The sequence below is a fragment of the Shewanella sp. SM101 genome (assembly GCF_025654465.1).
GTDB classification, from domain to species: domain Bacteria; phylum Pseudomonadota; class Gammaproteobacteria; order Enterobacterales; family Shewanellaceae; genus Shewanella; species Shewanella oncorhynchi.
Map to the genome: position 1 here is coordinate 1 of NZ_JAKKRH010000041.1, position 21733 is coordinate 21733.

Here is a 21733-nt window from a genome sequence, read left to right on the forward strand (position 1 = left end):
TGGCCGATGACTTTGATAATCTGACGCTTCTCAAGTTGCCACCTTATTCACCGGAGTTGAATCCAATAGAGCAGGTATGGCAATGGCTGCGTCAAAAYGTGTTGGCCAATCGTTGTTTTAGTGGTTATGACGATATTGTCGAACAGTGCTCTATCGCATGGAATACCTTCATTGAGAAGAAAGCAAGAGTGATAGAATTGTGTACTAGACCGTGGACAATTTTGACCAGTTAATTAATGTAATTGGTATGACTCGCCGTAAATATATCCCTATAGGCTCGACGACGGCATCCATGCCGTCAACGGTCACTTCTATGACAGTGCTTAATCTTGCCAACCCCTACAGTAATCTGAACCCCTTCTTACAAGCATGCACTCTGTAAATTTAACAATGGGTGGCTCGTTAAATTTACTCAGAGGAAGACAAAAAAAGATCTAATTAAAAGGGTTACATTTTAAGCTCAATTGACTTACGTTATCTTTATTTTCTCAATGTAGAAAATTGAAACAGATTATAAAGAAGCATTTAATTCGCATTAAATTAGTTTGACTCAATGTGGAAATAGCAGTTTTATTGTATTATCAACTCCTAAACTCTGCCAAAATGTATTGGATAAGGGACTACAGTGCAAATAGATGTTAAAGGTAAAGTTCAAAATCTCAAATTATCACCTAGTGATCGTCTTGTTCCTTTATTTGAGGCTATTGTTAACTCAATTCAAGCAACTAGAAAAGGTGATAAAGCTGAACTAACCATTACAGCTTTTCGTCAAACGACTCAGGAAGTTTTGAACGAAGATGACCGTAAATTTCAACAGATAGAATCTTTTGAAATTGTTGATTATGGTGAAGGATTTAACCATGATAATTATCAATCATTTAAGACGGCTGAATCTACCTACAAATCTAGTTTAGGTTGTAAGGGAGTTGGTCGCTTCACATGGCTTAAAGCTTTTGAAACTGTAGAGGTCGAAAGTGTCTATCTCGATAATCAAGAAAAGAAAAAACTAACCTTTGGCTTCTCCGTTGATGATGTTGATTTTGAAAGTGAAAAATTAATAAGCGCTGAACAATCAGAGAGAGTAAGAACTAAAGTTTCTCTTAAAGAAATTCAAGATCCCTATCGCACCAGATTACCTAAAAACCTTGATAATATAGCCTCAGAAATCATAGAGCACAGCCTTATCTACTTCCTAGAAGGCAAAATAAAATCATTCAAATTACTAGGTGATTGTGGTGAAAGCATTGATCTACTAGTTGTTTTTGAAACGACCTATTCACATGAAATTGAACAAAAAGAGTTTTCAATTGGCTCTAACCAATTTAAAGCCCATTTTTTCAAAAACTATAAGATCACTAAACAGAAAAATCACAAAGTTTTCCTCTGTGCAGATTCTCGCTCTGTAAGAGGTTATACACTAAAAGAATACGAAGAAAATGTACCTCCTATTTTTGAAGATATTAATGGTTTAAAATTTAATTACTCAATTTATGTTACTTCTTCTTATCTTGATCAATATGTTAACCAAGAACGAACGGGATTTAGAATTGCTGAAAAAGTTGACCTATGTGATGAAGATGCGGATTCACCTGCAATCAACACGATTATTATAGAGTTAATGCTTTATGGGAGAACAGTATTTGAACCATTCCTAGAACCAATGTATGCAAAGCATAAAGAGATGATTGAACGATATGTTAATCACGCTGGTTATGAGTATCGACACATTATTAAGAACCGTCCACTATGGTTAAATACAATCCCTTTTGATTTGTCTGACGAGAAACTTGACATTGAGCTACACAAGCTTAATCGAAACTATGAGCTTGAATTAAAGCAAGAAGCCCAACGACTGAAAGACGAATTAAAGCATAGTAAAGTTAAAGATTACCCTGCTTATAAAGAGTCTTTGCAAAAGTACACCGAAGATCTAAACGAGATTGGAAAATCAAACCTTGCTAAATATATCGTCCATAGAAAAGCTGTGATCGATGCTTTAGAGTTCAGCTTAGAGTTACAAGATAGTGACAAGTATGCACTAGAAGATACTGTTCATGACATTATTATGGCAATTCGCTCTACCAGCGATGATGTGCAAGAACATAACCTTTGGTTGATTGATGAACGTATGGCTTACCATAAACATCTTGCATCAGATAAATCATTCAAATCTGTAACTGATATTGACTCTAAAGAACGTCCTGACTTATTAGTTTTTAATAATCCTGTTGTATACGGTGATGATAAGCGAGAGACATCTACGGCTATCATTGTCGAGTTTAAACGTCCAATGCGTGATAACTATAACGGTTCGGACAATCCTATTGATCAGGTTACTGGATATGTGCTTAAACTAAGAAAGCCAGATCAGATTATGGATGAGCGGGGGCGAGAAATCCACTTGAATAAGAGGATACCAATATATTGTTATGTAATTTGCGATTTAACTTCTTCAATACGTGACATTCTTGAGATGAGAAATTATAAACCCCTTCTAGATAATCAAGGCTATATTTTCTACAATGATAATCTCAATACCGTAATTGAAGTTATCTCATTTGATAAACTATTACGTGATGCGAAAAAAAGAAATTCAGTCTTATTTAAAAAATTAAATTTAGAGTGATGACGAAAAAGCAGTTATGTGCCGAGACTAACAAGTCACTGTATTATTAATAGAGTGTGTCACTGGAATGACAGCGCTTAATCACTACGACCTCCAACAGATAGATCAGCAGCGGAGGTCTGCCCCAACCCCCCTTCTCGGTGAGAATAACTTTAGGTAGCGGCGGATCGCGGTTAGAATACTCACCCTGTTTTTCTTGGTTACTTTTTCGGAAACAATAATGTCCCATTCAGCGCTTAATTCTTTTGATGATTTTTACCAGCTTTTGGCTGACAGCTTGGCGAAGCATAATCTGATCAAACTATTGTTGAGTAAGTACCGAGGGGCAGATAAAAGCTTGCAGCGCATTACGATTCGGCCGATTAGTTTGCAAAATGAACCTGTGCTGTCGTTTGTGTATCAGCATCAGACGAATCACATCACAAAAAACCTGAGTTATGACGAAGGCTTAGCCAGCATAAAACTGTTACTCGGTAGCGATTTTAAAAGTGCCCACTTAGCCACGGCGCTGGCAGAAGTTCAGCTTGAGATCAGCAAAAAAGGCAAAGTACAGATCAGTACACATAATGTTAAACAAGCCGTCGCTGCGCCGTTAGAACATGACCGTGAGAAAAAGCGTTTTGTGGATATTGAACGCCCCTTCCTGACTCAGCTCGGGGTGACGGACAGCCAACATAATCTTATCCCTGCGATGTCGCGTAAATGGAAGCAAATCAATAAGTTTATTGAGGTTTTCAGTCAAGCACTCGAAGCCTCACCCCACAAGAATGACCAACCAATCAATGTGGTCGATTTTGGTTCAGGTAAAGGTTATCTCACCTTTGCAATCCATGATTACCTTCGCCACAGCCTTCACAATGATGCGCAGGTGACTGGGGTGGAATTACGCCAAGCCTTGGCCGATTTATGTAATGAAACGGCGGCAACGCTCGATCATCAAGGATTGTCGTTTGTCTGCGGCGATGTGAGAACCCACGCGCCTAAGCAAACCGATGTGATGATCGCCCTGCACGCCTGCGATATCGCTACTGACTATGCGATTCATTATGGTATTCGCGCCAATGCCGACATCATCATGTGTTCGCCTTGCTGCCATAAACAAATTCGCCCGCAGATGCACAGCCCTGAATTGTTCAAACCTATGCTGCAATATGGAGTGCACATGGGCCAACAGGCTGAAATGGTGACGGATTCATTACGTGCGCTATTTTTGGAAGCCAACGGTTATGCGACTAAGGTGTTTGAATTTATCAGCCTAGAACATACCAATAAAAATAAGATGATTTTGGCCGTTAAAAAGCCACAAAATAATCAGAAAGACAGCGCCGCAATCCTCGCGCAAATTGCTGACATTAAAGCCTATTACGGTATCAAGGAACACTGCTTAGAAACCTTACTCGCGCAAACCCAAGCCGATTAACGGCCGGCGGTTTACTGGCAAAGCATTAAAACTTTGCGCTCATGACAACCCCGTTGAAATTGAGGCAATCTTTAATTCTTTGCTGCTGAACCGCGCTAAGGGTATCTATATTGTGGAAGGCAAACTCTGAGTGTTCGTGGCTTAAGTGGATCGGCAATGGCTCACCTTCTGCCCCATTTTTTGCCACCTCAGGCCCATCAAACAACAACAGTTCACAACGAAAAATAAAGGCTTGGGATTGATAGGCGCTGTGATAATACACGCCGCTCAAATAGTTAACCCGCACACTTAACCCCAATTCCTCTTGGCATTCGCGCACTAAGGCCTCGTGAATCGTTTCACCGGGCTCGAGTGCGCCACCGGGCAAACCCCAAGCAAAATTACCATAATTGGCCTTAAGCAACAGTACTTGTCCCTGCGCATTAGTGATAACCGCGTGGCTGCTCAATCTAAAGGTATCGTTAAAGGCCACTCAGTTATCCTTGCATTTCTGTTCGGTACGTATTTGAGATATCAGACTAAATCACTTCGCCGCAAAGGTATTACAACTGGCGAGATTACCCGAATCAAACCCTGTCTTAAACCATTTCACCCGCTGCGCCGAACTGCCATGGGTAAAAGCATCGGGCTGTACGGCGCGACCCGCCATCTTTTGCAGACGATCGTCACCCACAGCACTGGCGGCGGCAATGCCTTCCGCTAAATCGCCCGCTTCAAGTAAGTTAAGTTGTTGATTGACATAATGCCCCCAAATCCCTGCGTAGCAATCAGCCTGCAATTCAAGTGCGACACTCAATTGATTCGCCTGCACTTTACTGCCAGATTGCTGGGCTTGGCGCACCTTAGTGCTAGTGCCCAGCAGGTTTTGCACATGGTGGCCTACCTCGTGGGCAATCACATAGGCAAAGGCAAAATCACCGGGCGCGCCTAATGTTTTAAGCTCATCAAGAAAGCTAAGATCGATATACACCTTGCTATCGGCAGGGCAATAGAAAGGCCCAGACTGCGCCTGTCCCATACCGCAGCCAGTGGAGGTCATATTGCGATAAAGCACTAACTTAGGCTCTCGATATTGCCCTTTGAGCAACTGGCCCCAAACGGTTTCTGTGGTGCCTAAAATGGCCGCCACAAACTGGGCATTTTCATCCTGTACCGCTGTTGTTGAGCTAGATTGGGATTGGCTAAGATGAGTTTGAGTATTCGGGTCAAGTGAAAGACCACCGGTAACATACTGAAAAGCAATATAAATGCCGCCGATGAGCAACACCACGCGGCCAAGTTTAGTTCTCAGCAAAAAGGGCAAGAACCTGAGTAACAAGGCACTCGGCACACCCGCAGATGCCATTTGCTGGCCGCGTCTGTCTTCGATATTGGAGCTTCTGTCAGTGTCACGCCAGCGCATCGCATTCCTTCACTCTGTAGTTAAAACTTTCATTAAACCGCTATTAAAGTCGCTTAGATGCACAACTCTGATTTCGTATTTGCACTCTAGCGCCTAGTGGTTAAGAGCCTAGTGACTAAGTGTCCAGTGGTTATTTCGCTTGTGTATCGCTTGTGGGCGCGTCTTTCAGTGAGCGTAAAAACAACCCTAAACCACCAAAGGCCAAAACGAGGATCACGATAAGTTCAAAGGCCGACATAGATTTAAAGTGGAATTGAATCGAGCTGATAACACCCACAATCAAGGCCGTTAGCGAACCTAAACTCAGCAGCCAAGCTAACTTACTCTTAGCGTCAAAAAACACCATCACAATGCCGATAATAAACGGTAGCATCACCATGCCTGTGGTAATCGACATGCCTTGCCCAAAGGCATTCACTCGATATAAGCCATAGCCCAGTCCAAAACTAGAGCTCACTTGTATTGCATTGAACAATAAATAAAATCCGCCACACATCATGGCAAGACCCATAAAAAATTGTCCCGTCCCGCCCTGTGTTCCGCCCGCACCTTTCATAGATATCCTTTCTACATTAACGATTTTTGAGTGGCTTGTTCTTTGGCCATTTTCAGCCGTTGATTTTCTTCTAATGCTTTTAGTTTTTCATACAAATAAAGGTTTTTATCCACCTCAGCAACACAGCGCTGTTTATCTCGCATAGGCTCATAAGATTCAACACAGGTTCTTGCACCACAGACTCATTAGGTGCAGGCAGATGTCAGCACAGTAAAGAACAAGAGCAGCATAATCAAAGGGAATTTCACCATCAAGCACGCCTCAGTGAATGACCCAAATAACACACCTCATTCATAGGTAACGCCCATATTGCCAATCACACATTTTTGCTAAGTGATATCAAGCTTATTCAGGCCCCATGTTGACATAAATTACGCTAAGGCCAACACTCAATGATGAATTTTTATACGCATGAACGACGACACTAAAGTGGATTAAATACACAGTGGCTAAAATAAGGATGCTGCAACGATTCCAATATAAGCCCTACCGTTAACATAAGGAATGCCTTTGAATACGCTATTAATAGGAAAAGGTGAACAACAGGTTCACTTAAATCTTAAGTATGCCAATCGCCATGGGTTAATTGCCGGTGCCACAGGGACAGGCAAAACCGTGTCGCTGATGAGTATTGCCGAAGGTTTTTCACGCCAAGGCGTGCCGGTTTTTATCACAGACGTTAAAGGCGATATCTCAGGTCTAGCGATGGCGGGTACCCCAAGTGAAAAGCTATTACAAAGGGCAACTCAAATTGGCATTGAGGATTATCACAACGAAGCCAACCCTGTAGTGTTATGGGATTTAGCGGGCGTTCAAGGCCATCCACTGCGTACCACCATCAGCGAAATGGGCCCAACCTTACTCGGCCGAATTTTAGAATTGAATGACACCCAGAGCGGTATTTTAGACATAGTCTTTCAACTAGCGGACGACCAAGGATTATTACTGCTCGACTTAGATGATCTGCGGGCCATGCTGGCCTTAGTTGCCGAGGAACGCAAAGAAATCTCCGCCAAATATGGTTTAATCAGCGCCCAATCCCTCGCAGCGATTCAACGCTCGGTACTAGGATTAGAGCGCGATGGTGGCAAAGACTTTTTTGGTGAACCCGCGTTACAGCTTGAAGATTTAATGCGCACTAATTTACAAGGGCGCGGCATTATCAATTTATTAGCAGCAAACAAACTGATTTTAACTCCCCGTTTATATTCAAGTTTTTTACTCTGGCTACTCTCAGAATTATTTGAGAATCTGCCCGAAGTCGGCGATCCCGAAAAACCTAAGCTAGTGTTTTTTATCGATGAGGCGCATTTACTCTTTGAGGGTTGCCCACCGAGTCTATTAAAACGCGTCGAACAGATCATGCGCCTAATTCGCTCAAAAGGCGTAGGCGTTTATTTTTGCTCGCAATTTCCTGATGATGTCCCAAGCGAAATTCTCGGACAATTAGGTAATCGTATTCAACATGCCCTGCGAGCTTACACGCCAAGGGATCAAAAGGCCGTTAAAACCGCCGCCGAAACCTTTGTGCCTAACCCCAAACTGGTTGTTAGCGACGTCATATCCCAGCTCGCTGTAGGTGAAGCCTTAGTGTCTATGTTAGCCGACAAAGGCGTGCCAACTATGGTCGAGCGCGCGCTCATCGCACCGCCACGTTGCCGCATGGGACCCGCCACAAGTGAGGAGTTACAACAAGTCCGCGCCCAAAGCCCGATTGGAGGTAAATACGATCAGTTAATCAACCGCGAATCGGCCTACGAACGCCTTAACCAAAGACGAGTTGGTAACGCTACCAGCGACACCACATCCACAGCAAGTGATGTGCAAACGGGCCAAAAAGCTGAGGAACAAGGTTGGTTCAGTGAACTTATTTTTGGTAATAAGCGCAGCCAAGGGTTAGCTGAAACCTTGTCAAAACAAGCGGCACGCACGGTTGGAAGCCAATTAGGTAAACAAATTTTGCGCGGTATATTAGGTGGCATGTTAGGTAAATCGAGCCGACGTTAAGCATATGGTACTTAGTTAAGCCTCCAATTAGGGCCCACTAAAACCACAAACACTGACGAAAATAGAGGTACTGTGTCCTTGTTCGCATATTTCTTATACAGGTTAACGCTAGCATTAGCATTAATTATTCTAAGTGATAAATGGATCATGGTACGGAATTCGGTGATAAGATTATTTTGCTGTAATCGCTCATTGAGGCAAATAAATTCACAGATAATTATCAATGATTTTAGATATTTGCAATTTAAAATGTTGTAATTCGAGATAAAAATTTCGCTTCAATCAGGACGTCATGGAATAGGTTCAATTAAGTACGGCTTACATGATTAGCCTGATGAATAACCAAAGAGTACATGGAGTTTTATATGAGTAAAGAGCAAAAAAACCGTAAAGAATCGAAGAAACAACCGCTGATGTCTCCTAAAGAGAAAAGAGCAGCAAAACATGCGAAAAACGCAACTAAAGGTTTCTTAGATAACACTAAATAGTGTCTTGTTATTAGGAGGTTTGTCCTCTAATAACACAAATAGGGTTAACTTAGGTTAGCCCTTTTTATTGCCCGCTTCATTGAACCAACCAAGTTTTACTTCACAATACAACCTTGCTCAAAACAGTCTCAGATCTCAGTTTTGTGATACAAAAGTAGCAGCTATCGACTATAGCCTAATTGACCTTTTCCAGGTTTTATGTAGTTATATTGAGCTGATTACGGTATTTACCGCTCGAAAGACCCTACATAACACTATAAAAAATAAGGATATTTCATAATGAAAATCAAAAAACGTTTTGTCGCCGTCGGCGCAGCAGTGACCCTCACACTCAGTGCTGCCGCTATGGCTGCTGCCCCCGCCTTTATCAACATTCTCACAGGCGGCACCAGTGGTGTGTATTACCCTATTGGCGTTGCGCTGTCGCAACTCTACGGCACAGGAATCGAAGGTTCTAAAACCTCAGTTCAAGCAACTAAAGCCTCAGTAGAAAACCTCAATTTATTGCAAGCGGGTCGTGGTGAATTAGCGTTCGCTTTAGGTGATTCAGTCGCAGCAGCATATCAAGGTGATATTGATGCAGGCTTTAAAACGCCGCTGGATAAAATCCGAGTACTTGCCTCGGCTTATCCTAACTACATTCAAATCGTCGCCAATAAAGAGTCTGGCATTAAAACCTTGGCCGATTTAAAGGGAAAACGCATCTCAGTGGGTGCCCCTAAATCAGGGACAGAACTCAATGCCAGAACGATTTTCAAGGCTGCGGGATTAAGTTACGAAGACATGGGGAAAGTCGAGTTTTTACCCTATGCCGAATCCGTTGAGCTAATCAAAAATCGTCAATTGGACGCCACTTTACAATCTTCCGGTCTCGGCATGGCTGCTATCCGTGACTTAGCTGCGACTATGGCAATCAACTTTGTTGAAATTCCAGAAGATGTGATCGCTAAGATTAACAATCCCGCCTATCAACATGGCGTGATCCCAGCATCGACCTATGAAGGCCAAACCACCGACGTTTCTACCGTCGCCATTCAAAATTTACTGGTGACTCAAAGCGGTGTATCGGATGATTTAGCCTATCAGATGACAAAACTCATGTTCGAGCACTTAGACCGACTCGGTAACGCGCACTCCGCCGCGAAGACCATCAGCGTAGATAAAGCGACGAAAAATCTGCCAATACCACTGCACCCAGGTGCAGAACGTTATTACAAAGAAGTTGGTGCACTCTAAGTTTTACTGATATCTGTGCATCCTATTCCAAACTAAGCAATTGAGATGCCGTTGAATAACGGCATCTCGTTTATATCATCTCTGTAGTCTAATGCTGTGAGGCATAATATGAGTGATCCCCAACAAGGTCTCAGCGCAAATACTGGCGATTGGCCCAAGGCTCTATTTTATACAGCCTTAATTTTTTCTATTTTTCAAATCATCACTGCCGCTTTTCATCCCGTCTCGACTCAAGTACTGCGTGCCACCCATGTGGGCTTTTTACTGTTAGTGGTTTTTTTAAGTTATCCCGCTAGAGGAAAATCTCAGCCTTGGCAGCCACTCGCTTGGCTACTCGGTCTAGCTGGCATGGCCACAGCGGCTTATCAGTGGTATTTCGAAGCCGACTTAATTCAACGTTCAGGCGATCTGACCGATGCGGATATAGTGATAGGTATCACTTTGATCGTATTAGTGTTTGAAGCAGCGCGCCGAGTCATGGGCTGGGCGCTACCTATCATCTGTAGCATCTTTTTGATGTATGGCTTATTTGGCCAATATTTACCCGGTGACTTAATGCACCGCGGCTATGGATTCGATCAGATCATCAATCAATTAGCCTTCGGTACCGAAGGGTTATACGGCACACCAACCTATGTGTCGGCGACGTATATATTCCTGTTTATTCTCTTCGGCTCCTTTTTAGAACAAGCCGGAATGATCCGTTTATTTACCGACTTTGCCATGGGATTATTTGGCCACAAGCTCGGCGGTCCTGCAAAAGTTGCGGTAGTGTCATCGGCATTGATGGGGACGATTACAGGATCAGGTGTTGCCAACGTGGTCACAACGGGCCAATTTACCATTCCACTCATGAAACGATTCGGTTATCGCCCAGCCTTCGCCGGCGGGGTAGAGGCAACATCGAGTATGGGCAGCCAAATCATGCCGCCGATCATGGGCGCAGTGGCCTTTATCATGGCCGAAACCATTAACGTCCCCTTTATCGAGATAGCCAAAGCGGCATTGATCCCTGCGCTACTTTATTTCTGCTCCGTATTTTGGATGGTGCATTTAGAAGCCAAACGCGCCAATCTCTGTGGCCTGCCTAAAGATCAGTGCCCGAATCCATGGGCGGCAATTAAAGAGCGTTGGTATCTCCTTATCCCTTTGTTTATTTTAGTCTACTTGCTGTTTTCGGGTAGAACGCCGCTGTTCTCAGGCATGGTAGGACTCGCCCTCACATCGATAGTAATTTTAGGCTCAGCCATAGTACTGCGGCTTTCCTCAATGGCGATGCGGATTGCCTTTTGGATTGCCCTTGGCATCCTATGCGCTGGCTTCTTCCAACTCGGGATCGGAGTCGTATTTGGGGTTATCGCCTTATTAGTCGCCATTTGTTGGTTTATTAAAGGCGGCAGAGATACTCTCACCATCTGCTTGCATGCACTGGTAGAAGGCGCCCGTCATGCAGTGCCTGTGGGTATCGCCTGCGCTTTAGTCGGTGTGATTATCGGCATAGTGTCACTGACAGGAATTGCCTCAACCTTCGCGAGCTATATTCTTGCCGTTGGCCAAGATAACTTGTTCTTATCACTCGTGTTAACTATGGTCACTTGCCTAGTGCTCGGCATGGGGATCCCCACAATCCCTAACTACATTATTACTAGCTCGATTGCCGCTCCCGCATTACTCGACCTCGGTGTGCCACTGATTGTGTCGCATATGTTTGTATTTTATTTCGGCATCATGGCCGATCTCACGCCTCCCGTTGCCTTAGCCTGTTTTGCCGCAGCGCCAATCGCTAAGGAATCAGGCCTTAAGATCAGCCTTTGGGCAATCCGTATCGCCATTGCAGGTTTTGTGATCCCCTTTATGGCGGTTTACGATCCCGCTTTGATGCTTCAAGGTGATAGCTGGTTAGCTACAGGGTTTGTCTTGCTAAAAGCGACTGTGGGTATTGGTATTTGGGGCGTCATCTTTACCGGATATCTATTACAAAAACTCTACTGGTGGGAACGCGTTATCGGCTTCCTTGCAGGTGCGAGCTTAATTCTTGCTACGCCGTTGAGTGATGAAATTGGCTTTGGGCTCGCGCTGCTATTTATCGTGCAACACAGCTGGCGAGCACGCAAACTCAAACGTCTCGCAGAGCAAGGATAAGCTCTTGAGATTATTGGTTGTTAACCAGCCATTGAAGGTAAACAGATGCTAGGCCTGTGTTTAGGCCTAGCGGGCACGCTGTGGGCCCAAGTGCCCACAGACAACTTCACCTTGGCATGGAACCACAGCATAGAAAAAATTCGCTGGGAGGAAGACTATAACGTCATGCCACAAGGATTAGTGTTGGTCGAAGCAAGAGTGAAAGGTACGGGTGCAGGAATGGAAATCCCAGATGATGCTTATTTTAAAAATGGCAGCTGGCATTATCAGCCCAAGCTGCCCATTTTGCCTGTGTTGCGCTTAGGTCGCACGCCCGAAGCAGGGGATTTTGAACTTTGCTTCACTCAAATCTCAGGAAAAGTGCAATGCCAAGCCATGAGTCATTGGATTGGCTTACCCAACAAACAAACAGCCGCGGTTGAACTTTGGGGTTGCGGCTCTTTGCCTTAAGCGCGTTTATCCATATATTTACGCTCAATTTCTATTAGGCGCCGATTAAAATCCTCAAGGTGTGCAAACATTTCGGCCTCAGCTTTCGCCCCATCTTTTGCGATAACCGCTTCGACAATGACATCATGCAAACCTAAAGGATGAATTTCATCAGTCGGTGGCTGAAACTTAGTCGTTTGATTACTTAATAAAACCAACAAGGATTTTACGATCGCTTCTAAAAAGCGATTTCCAGACATTTCAGCGAGCAAATAATGTACTTGAGATCGCAATATGACAGTTTCGGGATAAGCCAATGAGTCACTTTCATGACTATTCGCCTCTTGCAAAGCTTTAGCTTGCTCTGGAGTACAATTTTTAGCAGCCATTCTAGCCACTTGCGGCTCAATCAGCATGCGTGCTTGACACAGTTCAGGAAGGGAAAGTTTCCCCATTAGAAATAAATCTTGGCAAGCATCACTTAAACGTTCAAAGGTTAAGTGCTTAACAAATGCGCCGCCTGTTGCACCTTGGCGAATCTCCACTAATCCACCCGCTTCGAGGCTTTTGATCGCCTCTCTCACCACAGTGCGACTAACTTGAAATAATTCTATTAATTCGCGCTCAGAGGGTAATTTATCGCCAGCCTTATATTCGCCGTCTAAAATAGCATTTTTCAGTTGCTGCCCGACTTCACTCGATGCTCTTATCTGCTTAATTGGCTTGAAGATATGCACTTGATTATCCCAAATATGCTTAGTGTCGCCATACTAGCATAAAACCGCATTAACGCAGAAAAAGTACTCTCATCTTTCCTACATTAGTGATTAAAAAACATTCATCTTTGTTGATCCAAGTAACATCTGTGCGAATTTCGTAACTAGTTTCTCATATTCATCTTAACTTCGTTGTCGGCATTAGTCATACGTCATACATTTAACCTAAGAATGTTAAACATAATTTCTTTAACTAGCTCAGACAATTCTGATCAGGGCTTACTAATAATAGGGAAGATGATGATGAAAAAATCTTATTTATCTTTGCTTGTGCTATCTACGCTAGCGATTCCAGCTACAGCAGATACCAGCATTGATCAAATGTTTAGCCAAGGTACGTTAAAAGGGGAATTACGCTTATTCGATTTTACCCGTGACTTTGATAATACGACGAACACTAAACACGATACGTCATTTGGCGGACTGTTTTATTACAATACCGCAAAAGTGAATGGCCTCAGTTTTGGGACCAGCTTCGCATCTGCAAATCCCATTTGGACCAATGATTCAGATGATGTCTACGGCCTAGTTGCTCGCGATGCCGCTGGCGATCATGACAACGTCAACCGTTTACAGGAGTATTTTGTCCAAGGTAATTGGTGGGATACTCAATTCAAATTAGGTGCACAAGAACTGCGCACACCAATGATGAATCCCCATGACATTCGTGCGATCCCACGAACTTTTCGCGGCTTTTCAGCAGAAAATAAGAGTGTTGACAATCTAACGTTATCAGCACTCTATATTACAGATTCCATGGGCTGGTCTGATAATAGCTTCGTATCCGTAAAAGAGGCGGTACAAAGCGAATTAGCAAGAGCGGGTATTGTGGCAGATGTTGCCGATAACCCAGTTTATGCCCTAGGTGCTAAATATCAATTGCCCTTTAAGACAGTCCAAACTGAAGCCCATCTTTGGCACTACAGCATGGAAGATGTTTTCAATCAAACCTATGCCAAAGTGAAATTATCCACTCAGTTAGGTGCGACTAATCTGTACTTAACCCCCTCTTATTTAACACAACAAGCCACTGGTGAAGAAACCGGCGGCCCACTCGATACCTATCAATATGGCTTCCATCTAGGCGCCAAATTGGCGGGGGCAGATCTCACTTATATGTACGCCAAAACCGGGGATGACACAGTGCTGACCCCATGGGGCGATGAAAAAGTGGTCATTCAACAGGTATATCAATCTGCACGGGCGAATGAAGAGGTCAACGCGTTAAAGCTGGCCTATGACTTTGAAAAATTAGGGGCGAGTGGATTAGAAGCCTATGCCTTTTATGGGCAGTACGATGTGCCAGAGGGGACTGCGTCAGATTTTAATGAAACAAACTTTTCAATCGCCTATAAATTTTCAGGCATGTTATCGGGCCTAGGTCTTAAGGCGCGTTATGCCATGGTCGATTTTGATCAAGCCGAAGATCTTGACGATCTGCGTTTATATGTCACTTATAAATTTGCCTTAGGTAAATAGTTCATCCGTTTTAACTCCCCTGCACCAAAACTTATATGGGTGTATCAGCCTTGTTGGATACACCCGGTTTTTACACTGCAAAATGCTCAATCCATTTAAATGTTGCGGTGAATGCGTTGACTTAATTATTGAGATCAAAAATGGAAAAATAATTTCTTAATTATTCCAGCCATGGCTATTTCATGTGTCTTATTTATCGGATGCGGAAATAACGATGACTCTAACGCCTCATTACCACAATTAACTCCCGTAAACCTAGAACACTAAATATATGTAGTGAAATAGCTTAACAACACATATTTTATTTTGATCACTGTATTTAAGAAATACATCTTCCTCAAAAAATTCACTGCATTATTTAATAAAGAAAGTCCTACATTAGCTTGTTTCAAAAAGAATAATCATATTAACAGCTCAAAACTCCAGCATTTTGTGAAGCACTGCAAAGATGTAATTAATACCTCTTTTGGTTTATTGTCATATGTCATACATTTAAACGTATGTTGTTAATGAATGAGAATTTAATCACTTTCACACAACTGCACTTCTAGTTTTTAAAGCAAACAAATCATATGCGGTTATGGCCAGATCCAGTGTCGTTGCTAACTGTGTCATATCGACCTTAGCAATGAGGACCCAAGGAGTATCAAAATGAGTAAAGAGCATTCACAGAAACCGAAAGAAATCGATCAATACACTGCTAGCGTGCTTCAGAATGGTATATCTCGAAGAAGCTTCCTAACTCGAGCTGCGGTGGGCAGTGGCGGCTTAGCCTTTGCGAGTCTTGGTATTGCTTCAGCGAGTGCTGCGCCACTTCAAGTTGGCACTGAATATGGCGAAATTGGCGGCGCAACGCTCAATTTTCTACCTAAGCCAAAACCGATTGCCGATAAAGATATTGCAACAACCCAAACCTTTGATGTTGTTGTCGTCGGTGCTGGAGCTTCTGGTGTACCTGCGGCTCTATCCGCCAGAGAAAGTGGTGCAACCGTGGCGTGTTTGCAAAAGCAAGCCATTCCAGTCTCTCAAGGAAACACAGGTTCAGGGATTGACCTGAAAAACAGTGATAAATCCGCAATTGAAGCTTTAGTGAGCCGTTTGATGGCGGATAACGCACACCGTTCACATCCCGGCCTTCTTAAGCAATGGGCTTACAATTCAGGTGAAGCCGTCACTTGGGTTATCGATAGAGTGAAACAAGGTGGCGGCCAGATTGTTGATCAAGGCACTAAAGTGCAGCACGGTATTCGCGGAATTGCTGATGCTGATGACCGTTTGAATTTTGTCACGTCTTTCTGCGGCCCTAAACCCTACACCACAGGTGATGCTATCCGCGCATTAGCTAAAACGGCGGAAAAAGCGGGTGTTAAGTTCTTCTTTAATACGCCGGCACAACAATTAATCCAGGATGAGTCAGGAAAAGTCATCGGCGTCATTGCCCAGACTCGTGATGGTAAGTATCACAAATACATGGCGAAGAAAGGTGTCATTCTGTCCTCTGGTGACTATCAAAATAACAAAGCCATGTGTGACTTCTTCATCCCCGAACTGAAAAACTTTGAACGTAAACAAATGGATCGTACTGGTGACGGTTTTGCTATGGCCTATTGGGCTGGCGGCGTTATCGAACCTGTTGGACATACCAAAATGTTGCACGACTTCGATGCCGGCCCGGCGTCCATGTGTGACATGCCATTCTTAGCGGTAAACCGTAAAGGTGAGCGCTTTGTGAATGAGAAGGTTGAGATGTCTCTAATGAATAACTACTTGAAAGATGAGCAGAATGCGGGGCATTACTCACAAGTATTTGATTCTGACTATATGACGCAAGCGAAGGATTGGCCTGGCCACCTCTATTCTCCTGAAGAGCTTAAAGTCTATATGCCTGAAGTTCCTGGTGAGAAAACAGGAGTATTTCCCTCTTTGATCAACACCCATTCAGCTAACACATTAGAAGAATTGGCTGTGAAGTTAGAGTGCGATCCAAAAACCTTTGTTGCCAGCGTTAACCGTTATAACGAGCTGTGCAAAAAAGGTAAAGATGAGGACTTCGGTAAACCTAAAAGTAAAATGGTACCAGTGCTCAAACCACCGTTTTACGGTATTCACCGTCGTATGCGTATTTCTACTTTATGTTCAGGAATTCTCGTTAACGACAACCACCAAGTACTCGATGCCGATGGTAAGGAAATTCCAGGTTTATTCATTGTTGGTAACCTAGGCGCAGGTTTCTATGGTGGCGTTGACTACCCATTAACGGTATTTGGCTTGTCTTTAGGTCGCTGCTACACCTTCGGCTATTTAGCGGGCAAATATGTAGCAAAACTATAGAACACATAGTCATCAATAATGGATGCCTCACATTTTGGCATCCTGTGAAATGAATAATGGGATCAAACAATGAAAAACTTAACAATTATATTGGCTATTATTTTGGGTATTTTCGCTGGCAGCGCGTTCGCTAAAGAGAGTACTTTACTCGATCAAACTCATATGGCGAAAGGGCTTAAATGTGCAAGCTGCCATGGTGCAGAAGAACGACAAGCCGTCCCTATGCTCAAGTGTGTACAATGCCACAACACTAAGAAATTAGCGGAAAAAACGGCGGATGTAAAACCAACCAATCCTCATAAAAATCGCCACTTCGACACAGAAACTGATTGCAGTAAGTGCCACCATGTACACAAAAAATCTGAAAACTATTGTGTCAGTTGCCATCAACCATTTAATTTTGTAACTCCATAAGCTGATGACACTAAGCTTAAAAAGCTAAAAACAAAAAACCACCATTAAAGGTGGTTTTTTGTTCGAATAAGGCACTGTAATCAAATATAAATTAAGTATTACTAAGATCTGCAGGCTTGGATCATTATTCCGACGACTGATAAAAACAATATCCATGCTTTCCTTGGTGTTTCACGCGATACATGGCGGCATCCGCGCGATCACAACTCTCGGCAAAACTATCACCATAGCCAAATATATCAATACCGATACTCAGGCCTACCTCTACTTCACAACCTTCTAGCAGGAATTTATCTCGATAAACATCGAGCAATGATTGTGCGAGCGCCCCTAAAGATTCACGATCAAATGACGGCAGTAATATCACAAACTCGTCACCCCCTAACCGTGCGATCTGCGCAAATTCACCGGCGTGAGATACCAAAGTATGCGCAACGTGCATCAACAGGCTGTCACCAAACTTATGGCCGTGACGGTCATTTAACGCTTTAAAACCATCAAGGTCGATAAAAAATAACGCACCGTGAATACCTGATTGCGAGGATTCATCGAATACTTTGGCAATAGCTTGGCGATTCATTAAGTTGGTGAGTGGATCACTGTGGGCTAAGCGGGCTAAATCTATTTCGTAGCGCTTTTCTTGAGTAATATCAATATGGCTGCCCATCATTCGCAGTGGTGTTCCATCAGCTAAGCGCTCGACAATACGCCCACGATCGGACACCCAGGTTATGCTGCCATCTTTGTGTAGCATTCTGTGAACTGCTTGATAGTAATCGGCTTGACCATTCACATGATCTTCAAAGGCTTTTATCACCCATTCTTTATCTTCGGGGTGTAATTTACTTTTCCAGATATCAACATGGGCAGCAAACTCTTCAGGACTAAACCCGAGCATTTCGCCCCAGCGCATGTTAAATATGGTTAAATTTCCGCTTGGAATATGCTGTTCCCATAGACATAAACCATTACCATCGAGGGCCGCAAAGAGTTTTTCTTCGGCACGATAATTCAACGCTGCTAAATGAGCGTTTTCACTTTTTAGCTGAGCGATCTCAGCCTGAAGTTGCGCAATTAACTCTGCTGCAGTATCCGAAGCCACGACAAATCTCTTTCCATTAAGTGGGAAAATTGAGTCCAGTGTAAATCACCCAATGCCGAAGAAACATAGCGAGGAGTGCAAAATGAGCCAGAATCATATTGGCTCAATTGAGCTTACACAGACTCTCGCAGTCCTGTCACGCTTAGTCGCGAGTCAGCACTTCGAGCAATTCGATCTCAAAGGTGAGATCAGAATTTGGTTTGATATGTGCCCCCACTTGACGCTCGCCATAGGCTAAGTGAGCTGGGACTAACAACTTACGTTTGCCACCCACTTTCATCCCCATAATACCTTGATCCCAGCCTTTAATGACTCGGCCAGTACCAATTACACATTGAAACGCCTGACCACGATCATAGGATGAATCGAATTGGGTGCCATCCTGCAAAAATCCCCGATATTGGGTGGTGATCAGTGCGCCTTTTACCGCTTCTTTTCCTTCGCCCACTTGCAGATCGATTACTTCTAATTCAGTCATATCTTCATTCTCTTTTCTTGTTCGCACTTAGGGCGTGATATTCAACTTTGCGCAGGATTTTATCACCGACGAGCGGGCTTGTCGGCGCAATCTAAACATTTCTGCAGCTCGGTTCACTGCTTAATCCTTAATAATAAGGTCATCATGGGCGATAACATCATCACTCGCCCTTTAAATTACTGTCGGTTAGCCCAATATATAAGTCGTATAAACGTTTTATTTTGGAGCTTTGCCATGATTATTGCCTGCCCCCATTGCGATACGTTAAACCGCGTTCCCGATGAGCGTGTAAACCAACAACCCACTTGCGGTAAATGTAAGCTCAGTGTCTTTACGGCTGCGCCAATTGAACTCAATAGCGCAAACTTTGCCAACCATGCTAATAAATCAGAGCTTCCCCTAGTCGTTGACTTTTGGGCCAGCTGGTGTGGGCCCTGTAAAAGTTTTGCGCCCATATTTTCTGCAGCAGCTAAGACATGGGAGCCTCAATTTCGCTTCGGTAAAATCAATACTGAAGAACAGCAAGCCCTCGCGGCTCAATTTAATATTCGATCTATTCCAACCTTAATGATTTTTAAACAAGGCCACATACTCACCCAGCAAGCCGGAGCTTTACCCTCCTCAGCGTTTAACCAATGGTTAAATGCCTATAAATAAGAGGATTGAGCTAAGATACAAACGCTCAGCCGAGCTAATTTTGTAAAGGTAACGAAAATTGAAAAAAGCAATGTTCTTACTGGGCGCAGTACTCTTGCTAGTGGTGACAGGATGGGGTTTACAACAACATCTCACAATTGATACTTGTCTCGACAAGGGAGGGACTTGGAACGATGAAACTCAGCAATGCATTCGCCCATTTGAGCAAGGGATAGCCTTTACTCGCAGTGATCATAATTCTGCCGAGCCGCAGACAGCTTATGTTTATCTTTCAGAGAATTTACAGCAAGCAGAAGTGTTTTTTGCCATGACAGATAAGCCTATTATTTTACAAGCCGTTACTGTCACTGAAGGCGATACCACTCCCGTATTATATAAAAATGACATTGAACAGATTGATATCATCAACGTAAAAGAAATCTTTTATCTACGTTATCAACATCAAGCAATTTATAGCGCAAATACTTTTAGTCGCAACTTAACCTCAAATTAAGTGCAAAACATAAGCATAGAGTAAACTTCGAAACACTAAGCCTGACACTAAGCCCAAAAACTCGGTACGACTCAGCTAAAAACAAAATCAGTATCCGCCCTATGCTCTTCATAAGGCGAATACTATTATAGCGGCAACGTTGAAACACAAAGTTGCCATGAACTATATCAGTGTTAAATATCCCAGAAGGTATGGGCGATAATACCCAAGACTATCATACTGATAAAGTTGATGATCATACCGACTCGCACCATTTCCGATTGCTTGATATGGCCAGACCCATAAACGATAGCATTGGGCGGTGTCGCCACCGGCAGCATAAAGGCGCAAGAAGCTGCAATACCAATCAGTACAGATAACATTACAGGCGATATGCCTAATGCCTCAGCAATCGCAGCAAATACAGGCACTAACAGTGCAGCACTGGCGGTGTTACTGGCAAATTCAGTCAACATCACCACAAAAGCAATCACAGCAAAGACGAACAACGACATGTGAGTGCTACCGAAAATATCTGTCATCCAGTGAGCTAAAAATACGCTGGTGCCAGTGGTTTTTAGTACTGCGCTCAGTGTTAAACCACCACCAAACAATATGAGTACACCCCAATCTGTGGTCGATTCAATTTTCTTCCAGCCGACCAAACCTAAGCCCGAGAGTAAAACGACGGCACCTAAGGCGACTATGGTATCAAACTGAGTGATGCCACCTAATGCCTTAGCTAACGGTACACTGAAAATCCAGCAACATACGGTAGTCAGGAAGATAAGCAGAGTAAATTTCCCCTGAAATGTCAGCTTCTGAGCTTCAACATTCACATCAAATTTGGCAGAAAGATCAGGCTTAAAATACCAATACAAGGCAATCAACATCATAGGTAGCATGAGGATAACGGTTGGAATACCAAACTTCAGCCAATCACTAAAACTTAAGCCCACTTGAGCCGCAGCAATCGCATTCGGTGGGCTACCCACTAAAGTACCGATACCACCTATGTTGGCCGAATAGGCAATCCCGAGCAGAAGGAATACATAGGTGCTGTGGTATTTTTCGCGGTCGAGCTGCTGCAAAATCCCGAGTGCCAATGGCAACATCATCGCCGTGGTCGCGGTATTGCTGATCCACATCGATAGCAACGCAGTTACTCCAAACAGCATCAAACAGGCGATACTGAGTTTGCCCTTAGAGGCTAGCAGCAGCTTTTGCGCTATGAGGGTATCAATCTTTTGATGGTGCAAGGCCGCAGCCAATACGAAACCACCAAAGAATAAGTAAATGATGGGATTGGCAAAGTTACTCATTGCCTCCTTGGTTTCAAACACCCCAAAGAATACGGCGAGTATAGGAACGAGAATCGCAGTGATACTGATATGAATCGCTTCGGTCAGCCAAAGAATCGCTGCAAAGAACAAAATGGCCAGCCCAGTATTCACCCCTTGTTCAAAAGGTAAACCGTAATAAAGTGCAAATAACAGCACAATATCAGCCACTAGGATCAGCATTTTTTTCTTATCGAGCCCCTCGCTGACGGGAGCTTTATTAGGTGGAGCAGTACTTGAATCTGTTAAAGACATGGTTACAACCTTAATACCATTTTATTTTGACGCAAATTTAGGGCATAGATCACACTTGGCAAAGCGGTTTATTTTGTAATTTTATCACTTGGCAACAACATTTATTGCTGAGCTAGCACGCAC

At 43.5% G+C, this 21733-nt stretch carries 21 protein-coding genes; 13 read left to right on the top strand and 8 right to left on the bottom strand.

Going from position 1 to position 21733, the window contains the following annotated elements:
• The 3 genes from L5M38_RS18750 to L5M38_RS18760 form a co-directional block, all read left to right on the top strand.
• The coding region (locus L5M38_RS18750; protein WP_263176833.1) for a transposase at positions 1–233 on the top strand (233 nt) is incomplete at its 5' end.
• 392 nt (positions 234–625) lie between these two features.
• On the top strand, positions 626–2626 hold the full coding sequence (locus L5M38_RS18755; protein WP_263179980.1) for a DUF4263 domain-containing protein: 2001 nt from the start codon (positions 626–628) through the stop codon (positions 2624–2626).
• Between the two features lie 220 nt (positions 2627–2846).
• Entirely contained in the window at positions 2847–4046 is a 1200-nt protein-coding gene (locus L5M38_RS18760; protein WP_263179982.1) for a class I SAM-dependent methyltransferase, read from the top strand.
• Positions 4047–4071: 25 nt separating this feature from the next.
• On the opposite strand, the gene L5M38_RS18765 is transcribed toward L5M38_RS18760, so the two are convergent.
• The 4 genes from L5M38_RS18765 to L5M38_RS18780 all read right to left on the bottom strand — a co-directional run bounded on the left by L5M38_RS18765 (position 4072) and on the right by L5M38_RS18780 (position 6147).
• On the bottom strand, positions 4072–4518 hold the full coding sequence (locus tag L5M38_RS18765; RefSeq protein ID WP_263179983.1) for an NUDIX hydrolase: 447 nt from the start codon (positions 4516–4518) through the stop codon (positions 4072–4074).
• Positions 4519–4569: 51 nt separating this feature from the next.
• Positions 4570–5448, bottom strand: coding sequence for a neutral zinc metallopeptidase (locus tag L5M38_RS18770; protein WP_263179984.1), 879 nt, complete (start codon positions 5446–5448; stop codon positions 4570–4572).
• Between the two features lie 130 nt (positions 5449–5578).
• Positions 5579–6004, bottom strand: a complete 426-nt coding sequence (locus L5M38_RS18775) for a hypothetical protein (protein WP_006084327.1) — start codon at positions 6002–6004, stop codon at positions 5579–5581.
• An 11-nt stretch (positions 6005–6015) separates the two neighbouring features.
• On the bottom strand, positions 6016–6147 hold the full coding sequence (locus tag L5M38_RS18780; RefSeq protein WP_263179985.1) for a hypothetical protein: 132 nt from the start codon (positions 6145–6147) through the stop codon (positions 6016–6018).
• Positions 6148–6514: 367 nt separating this feature from the next.
• Here L5M38_RS18780 and L5M38_RS18785 point away from each other — a divergent pair, with 367 nt between their 5' ends.
• The 5 genes from L5M38_RS18785 (at position 6515) to L5M38_RS18805 (ending at position 12327) form a co-directional block, all read left to right on the top strand.
• Positions 6515–8011 (top strand): DUF853 domain-containing protein, encoded by a 1497-nt coding sequence (locus L5M38_RS18785; RefSeq protein WP_263179987.1) that lies wholly within the window; start codon positions 6515–6517, stop codon positions 8009–8011.
• A 365-nt stretch (positions 8012–8376) separates the two neighbouring features.
• Positions 8377–8499 (top strand): hypothetical protein, encoded by a 123-nt coding sequence (locus L5M38_RS18790; RefSeq protein ID WP_105250371.1) that lies wholly within the window; start codon positions 8377–8379, stop codon positions 8497–8499.
• Between the two features lie 279 nt (positions 8500–8778).
• Positions 8779–9735 carry a TAXI family TRAP transporter solute-binding subunit gene (locus L5M38_RS18795; protein WP_263179988.1) on the top strand — a complete coding sequence of 319 codons (957 nt, stop codon included), beginning with the start codon at positions 8779–8781 and terminating at the stop codon, positions 9733–9735.
• Positions 9736–9843: 108 nt separating this feature from the next.
• A complete protein-coding gene (locus L5M38_RS18800) occupies positions 9844–11877 on the top strand; it encodes a TRAP transporter permease (RefSeq protein WP_131524216.1) in 2034 nt (677 codons plus the stop codon).
• 45 nt (positions 11878–11922) lie between these two features.
• Positions 11923–12327, top strand: coding sequence for a DUF1850 domain-containing protein (locus tag L5M38_RS18805; protein ID WP_263179990.1), 405 nt, complete (start codon positions 11923–11925; stop codon positions 12325–12327).
• Here L5M38_RS18805 and L5M38_RS18810 read toward each other — a convergent pair.
• Positions 12324–13043 carry a FadR/GntR family transcriptional regulator gene (locus L5M38_RS18810; RefSeq protein WP_113939236.1) on the bottom strand — a complete coding sequence of 240 codons (720 nt, stop codon included), beginning with the start codon at positions 13041–13043 and terminating at the stop codon, positions 12324–12326. The two genes, L5M38_RS18805 and L5M38_RS18810, sit on opposite strands and share 4 nt — an antisense overlap.
• 279 nt (positions 13044–13322) lie before the next feature.
• Between L5M38_RS18810 and L5M38_RS18815 the strand changes: the two genes are divergently transcribed.
• The 3 genes from L5M38_RS18815 to L5M38_RS18825 all read left to right on the top strand — a co-directional run bounded on the left by L5M38_RS18815 (position 13323) and on the right by L5M38_RS18825 (position 17306).
• Positions 13323–14561, top strand: a complete 1239-nt coding sequence (locus L5M38_RS18815) for an OprD family porin (RefSeq protein WP_263179991.1) — start codon at positions 13323–13325, stop codon at positions 14559–14561.
• Positions 14562–15212: 651 nt separating this feature from the next.
• Positions 15213–16892: an FAD-binding protein gene (locus L5M38_RS18820; protein WP_263179992.1), complete on the top strand. Its 1680-nt coding sequence runs from the start codon at positions 15213–15215 to the stop codon at positions 16890–16892.
• Between the two features lie 69 nt (positions 16893–16961).
• Positions 16962–17306 carry a cytochrome c3 family protein gene (locus L5M38_RS18825; protein ID WP_105250378.1) on the top strand — a complete coding sequence of 115 codons (345 nt, stop codon included), beginning with the start codon at positions 16962–16964 and terminating at the stop codon, positions 17304–17306.
• A gap of 124 nt (positions 17307–17430) precedes the next feature.
• Here the strand turns inward: L5M38_RS18825 and L5M38_RS18830 are convergent, their stop codons facing one another.
• Both L5M38_RS18830 and L5M38_RS18835 read right to left on the bottom strand, forming a co-directional pair.
• Positions 17431–18408, bottom strand: coding sequence for a sensor domain-containing diguanylate cyclase (locus L5M38_RS18830; protein WP_219250988.1), 978 nt, complete (start codon positions 18406–18408; stop codon positions 17431–17433).
• Positions 18409–18550: 142 nt separating this feature from the next.
• A complete protein-coding gene (locus tag L5M38_RS18835) occupies positions 18551–18886 on the bottom strand; it encodes an FKBP-type peptidyl-prolyl cis-trans isomerase (protein ID WP_011845636.1) in 336 nt (111 codons plus the stop codon).
• A 234-nt stretch (positions 18887–19120) separates the two neighbouring features.
• On the opposite strand from L5M38_RS18835, the gene trxC reads away from it, so the two are divergent.
• Positions 19121–19543, top strand: coding sequence for a thioredoxin TrxC (gene trxC, locus L5M38_RS18840; protein ID WP_263179993.1), 423 nt, complete (start codon positions 19121–19123; stop codon positions 19541–19543).
• Positions 19544–19601: 58 nt separating this feature from the next.
• Complete coding sequence (locus L5M38_RS18845) at positions 19602–20036, top strand: hypothetical protein (RefSeq protein WP_212599576.1); 435 nt, start codon at positions 19602–19604, stop codon at positions 20034–20036.
• 173 nt (positions 20037–20209) lie between these two features.
• Here the strand turns inward: L5M38_RS18845 and L5M38_RS18850 are convergent, their stop codons facing one another.
• On the bottom strand, positions 20210–21610 hold the full coding sequence (locus tag L5M38_RS18850; protein ID WP_168827785.1) for a DASS family sodium-coupled anion symporter: 1401 nt from the start codon (positions 21608–21610) through the stop codon (positions 20210–20212).
• Between the last annotated feature and the right edge of the window lie 123 nt (positions 21611–21733).

Bases quoted from the DNA above. Each gene is read 5' to 3' on its own strand.
- L5M38_RS18825 (WP_105250378.1), top strand. From the start codon at position 16,962: ATGAAAAACTTAACAATTATATTGGCTATTATTTTGGGTATTTTCGCT.
- L5M38_RS18770 (WP_263179984.1), bottom strand. From the start codon at position 5,448: ATGCGCTGGCGTGACACTGACAGAAGCTCCAATATCGAAGACAGACGC.
- L5M38_RS18815 (WP_263179991.1), top strand. From the start codon at position 13,323: ATGATGAAAAAATCTTATTTATCTTTGCTTGTGCTATCTACGCTAGCG.
- L5M38_RS18780 (WP_263179985.1), bottom strand. From the start codon at position 6,147: ATGCGAGATAAACAGCGCTGTGTTGCTGAGGTGGATAAAAACCTTTAT.
- L5M38_RS18795 (WP_263179988.1), top strand. From the start codon at position 8,779: ATGAAAATCAAAAAACGTTTTGTCGCCGTCGGCGCAGCAGTGACCCTC.
- L5M38_RS18835 (WP_011845636.1), bottom strand. From the start codon at position 18,886: ATGACTGAATTAGAAGTAATCGATCTGCAAGTGGGCGAAGGAAAAGAA.
- L5M38_RS18790 (WP_105250371.1), top strand. From the start codon at position 8,377: ATGAGTAAAGAGCAAAAAAACCGTAAAGAATCGAAGAAACAACCGCTG.
- trxC (WP_263179993.1), top strand. From the start codon at position 19,121: ATGATTATTGCCTGCCCCCATTGCGATACGTTAAACCGCGTTCCCGAT.
- L5M38_RS18760 (WP_263179982.1), top strand. From the start codon at position 2,847: ATGTCCCATTCAGCGCTTAATTCTTTTGATGATTTTTACCAGCTTTTG.
- L5M38_RS18850 (WP_168827785.1), bottom strand. From the start codon at position 21,610: ATGTCTTTAACAGATTCAAGTACTGCTCCACCTAATAAAGCTCCCGTC.
- L5M38_RS18775 (WP_006084327.1), bottom strand. From the start codon at position 6,004: ATGAAAGGTGCGGGCGGAACACAGGGCGGGACGGGACAATTTTTTATG.
- L5M38_RS18805 (WP_263179990.1), top strand. From the start codon at position 11,923: ATGCTAGGCCTGTGTTTAGGCCTAGCGGGCACGCTGTGGGCCCAAGTG.
- L5M38_RS18820 (WP_263179992.1), top strand. From the start codon at position 15,213: ATGAGTAAAGAGCATTCACAGAAACCGAAAGAAATCGATCAATACACT.
- L5M38_RS18800 (WP_131524216.1), top strand. From the start codon at position 9,844: ATGAGTGATCCCCAACAAGGTCTCAGCGCAAATACTGGCGATTGGCCC.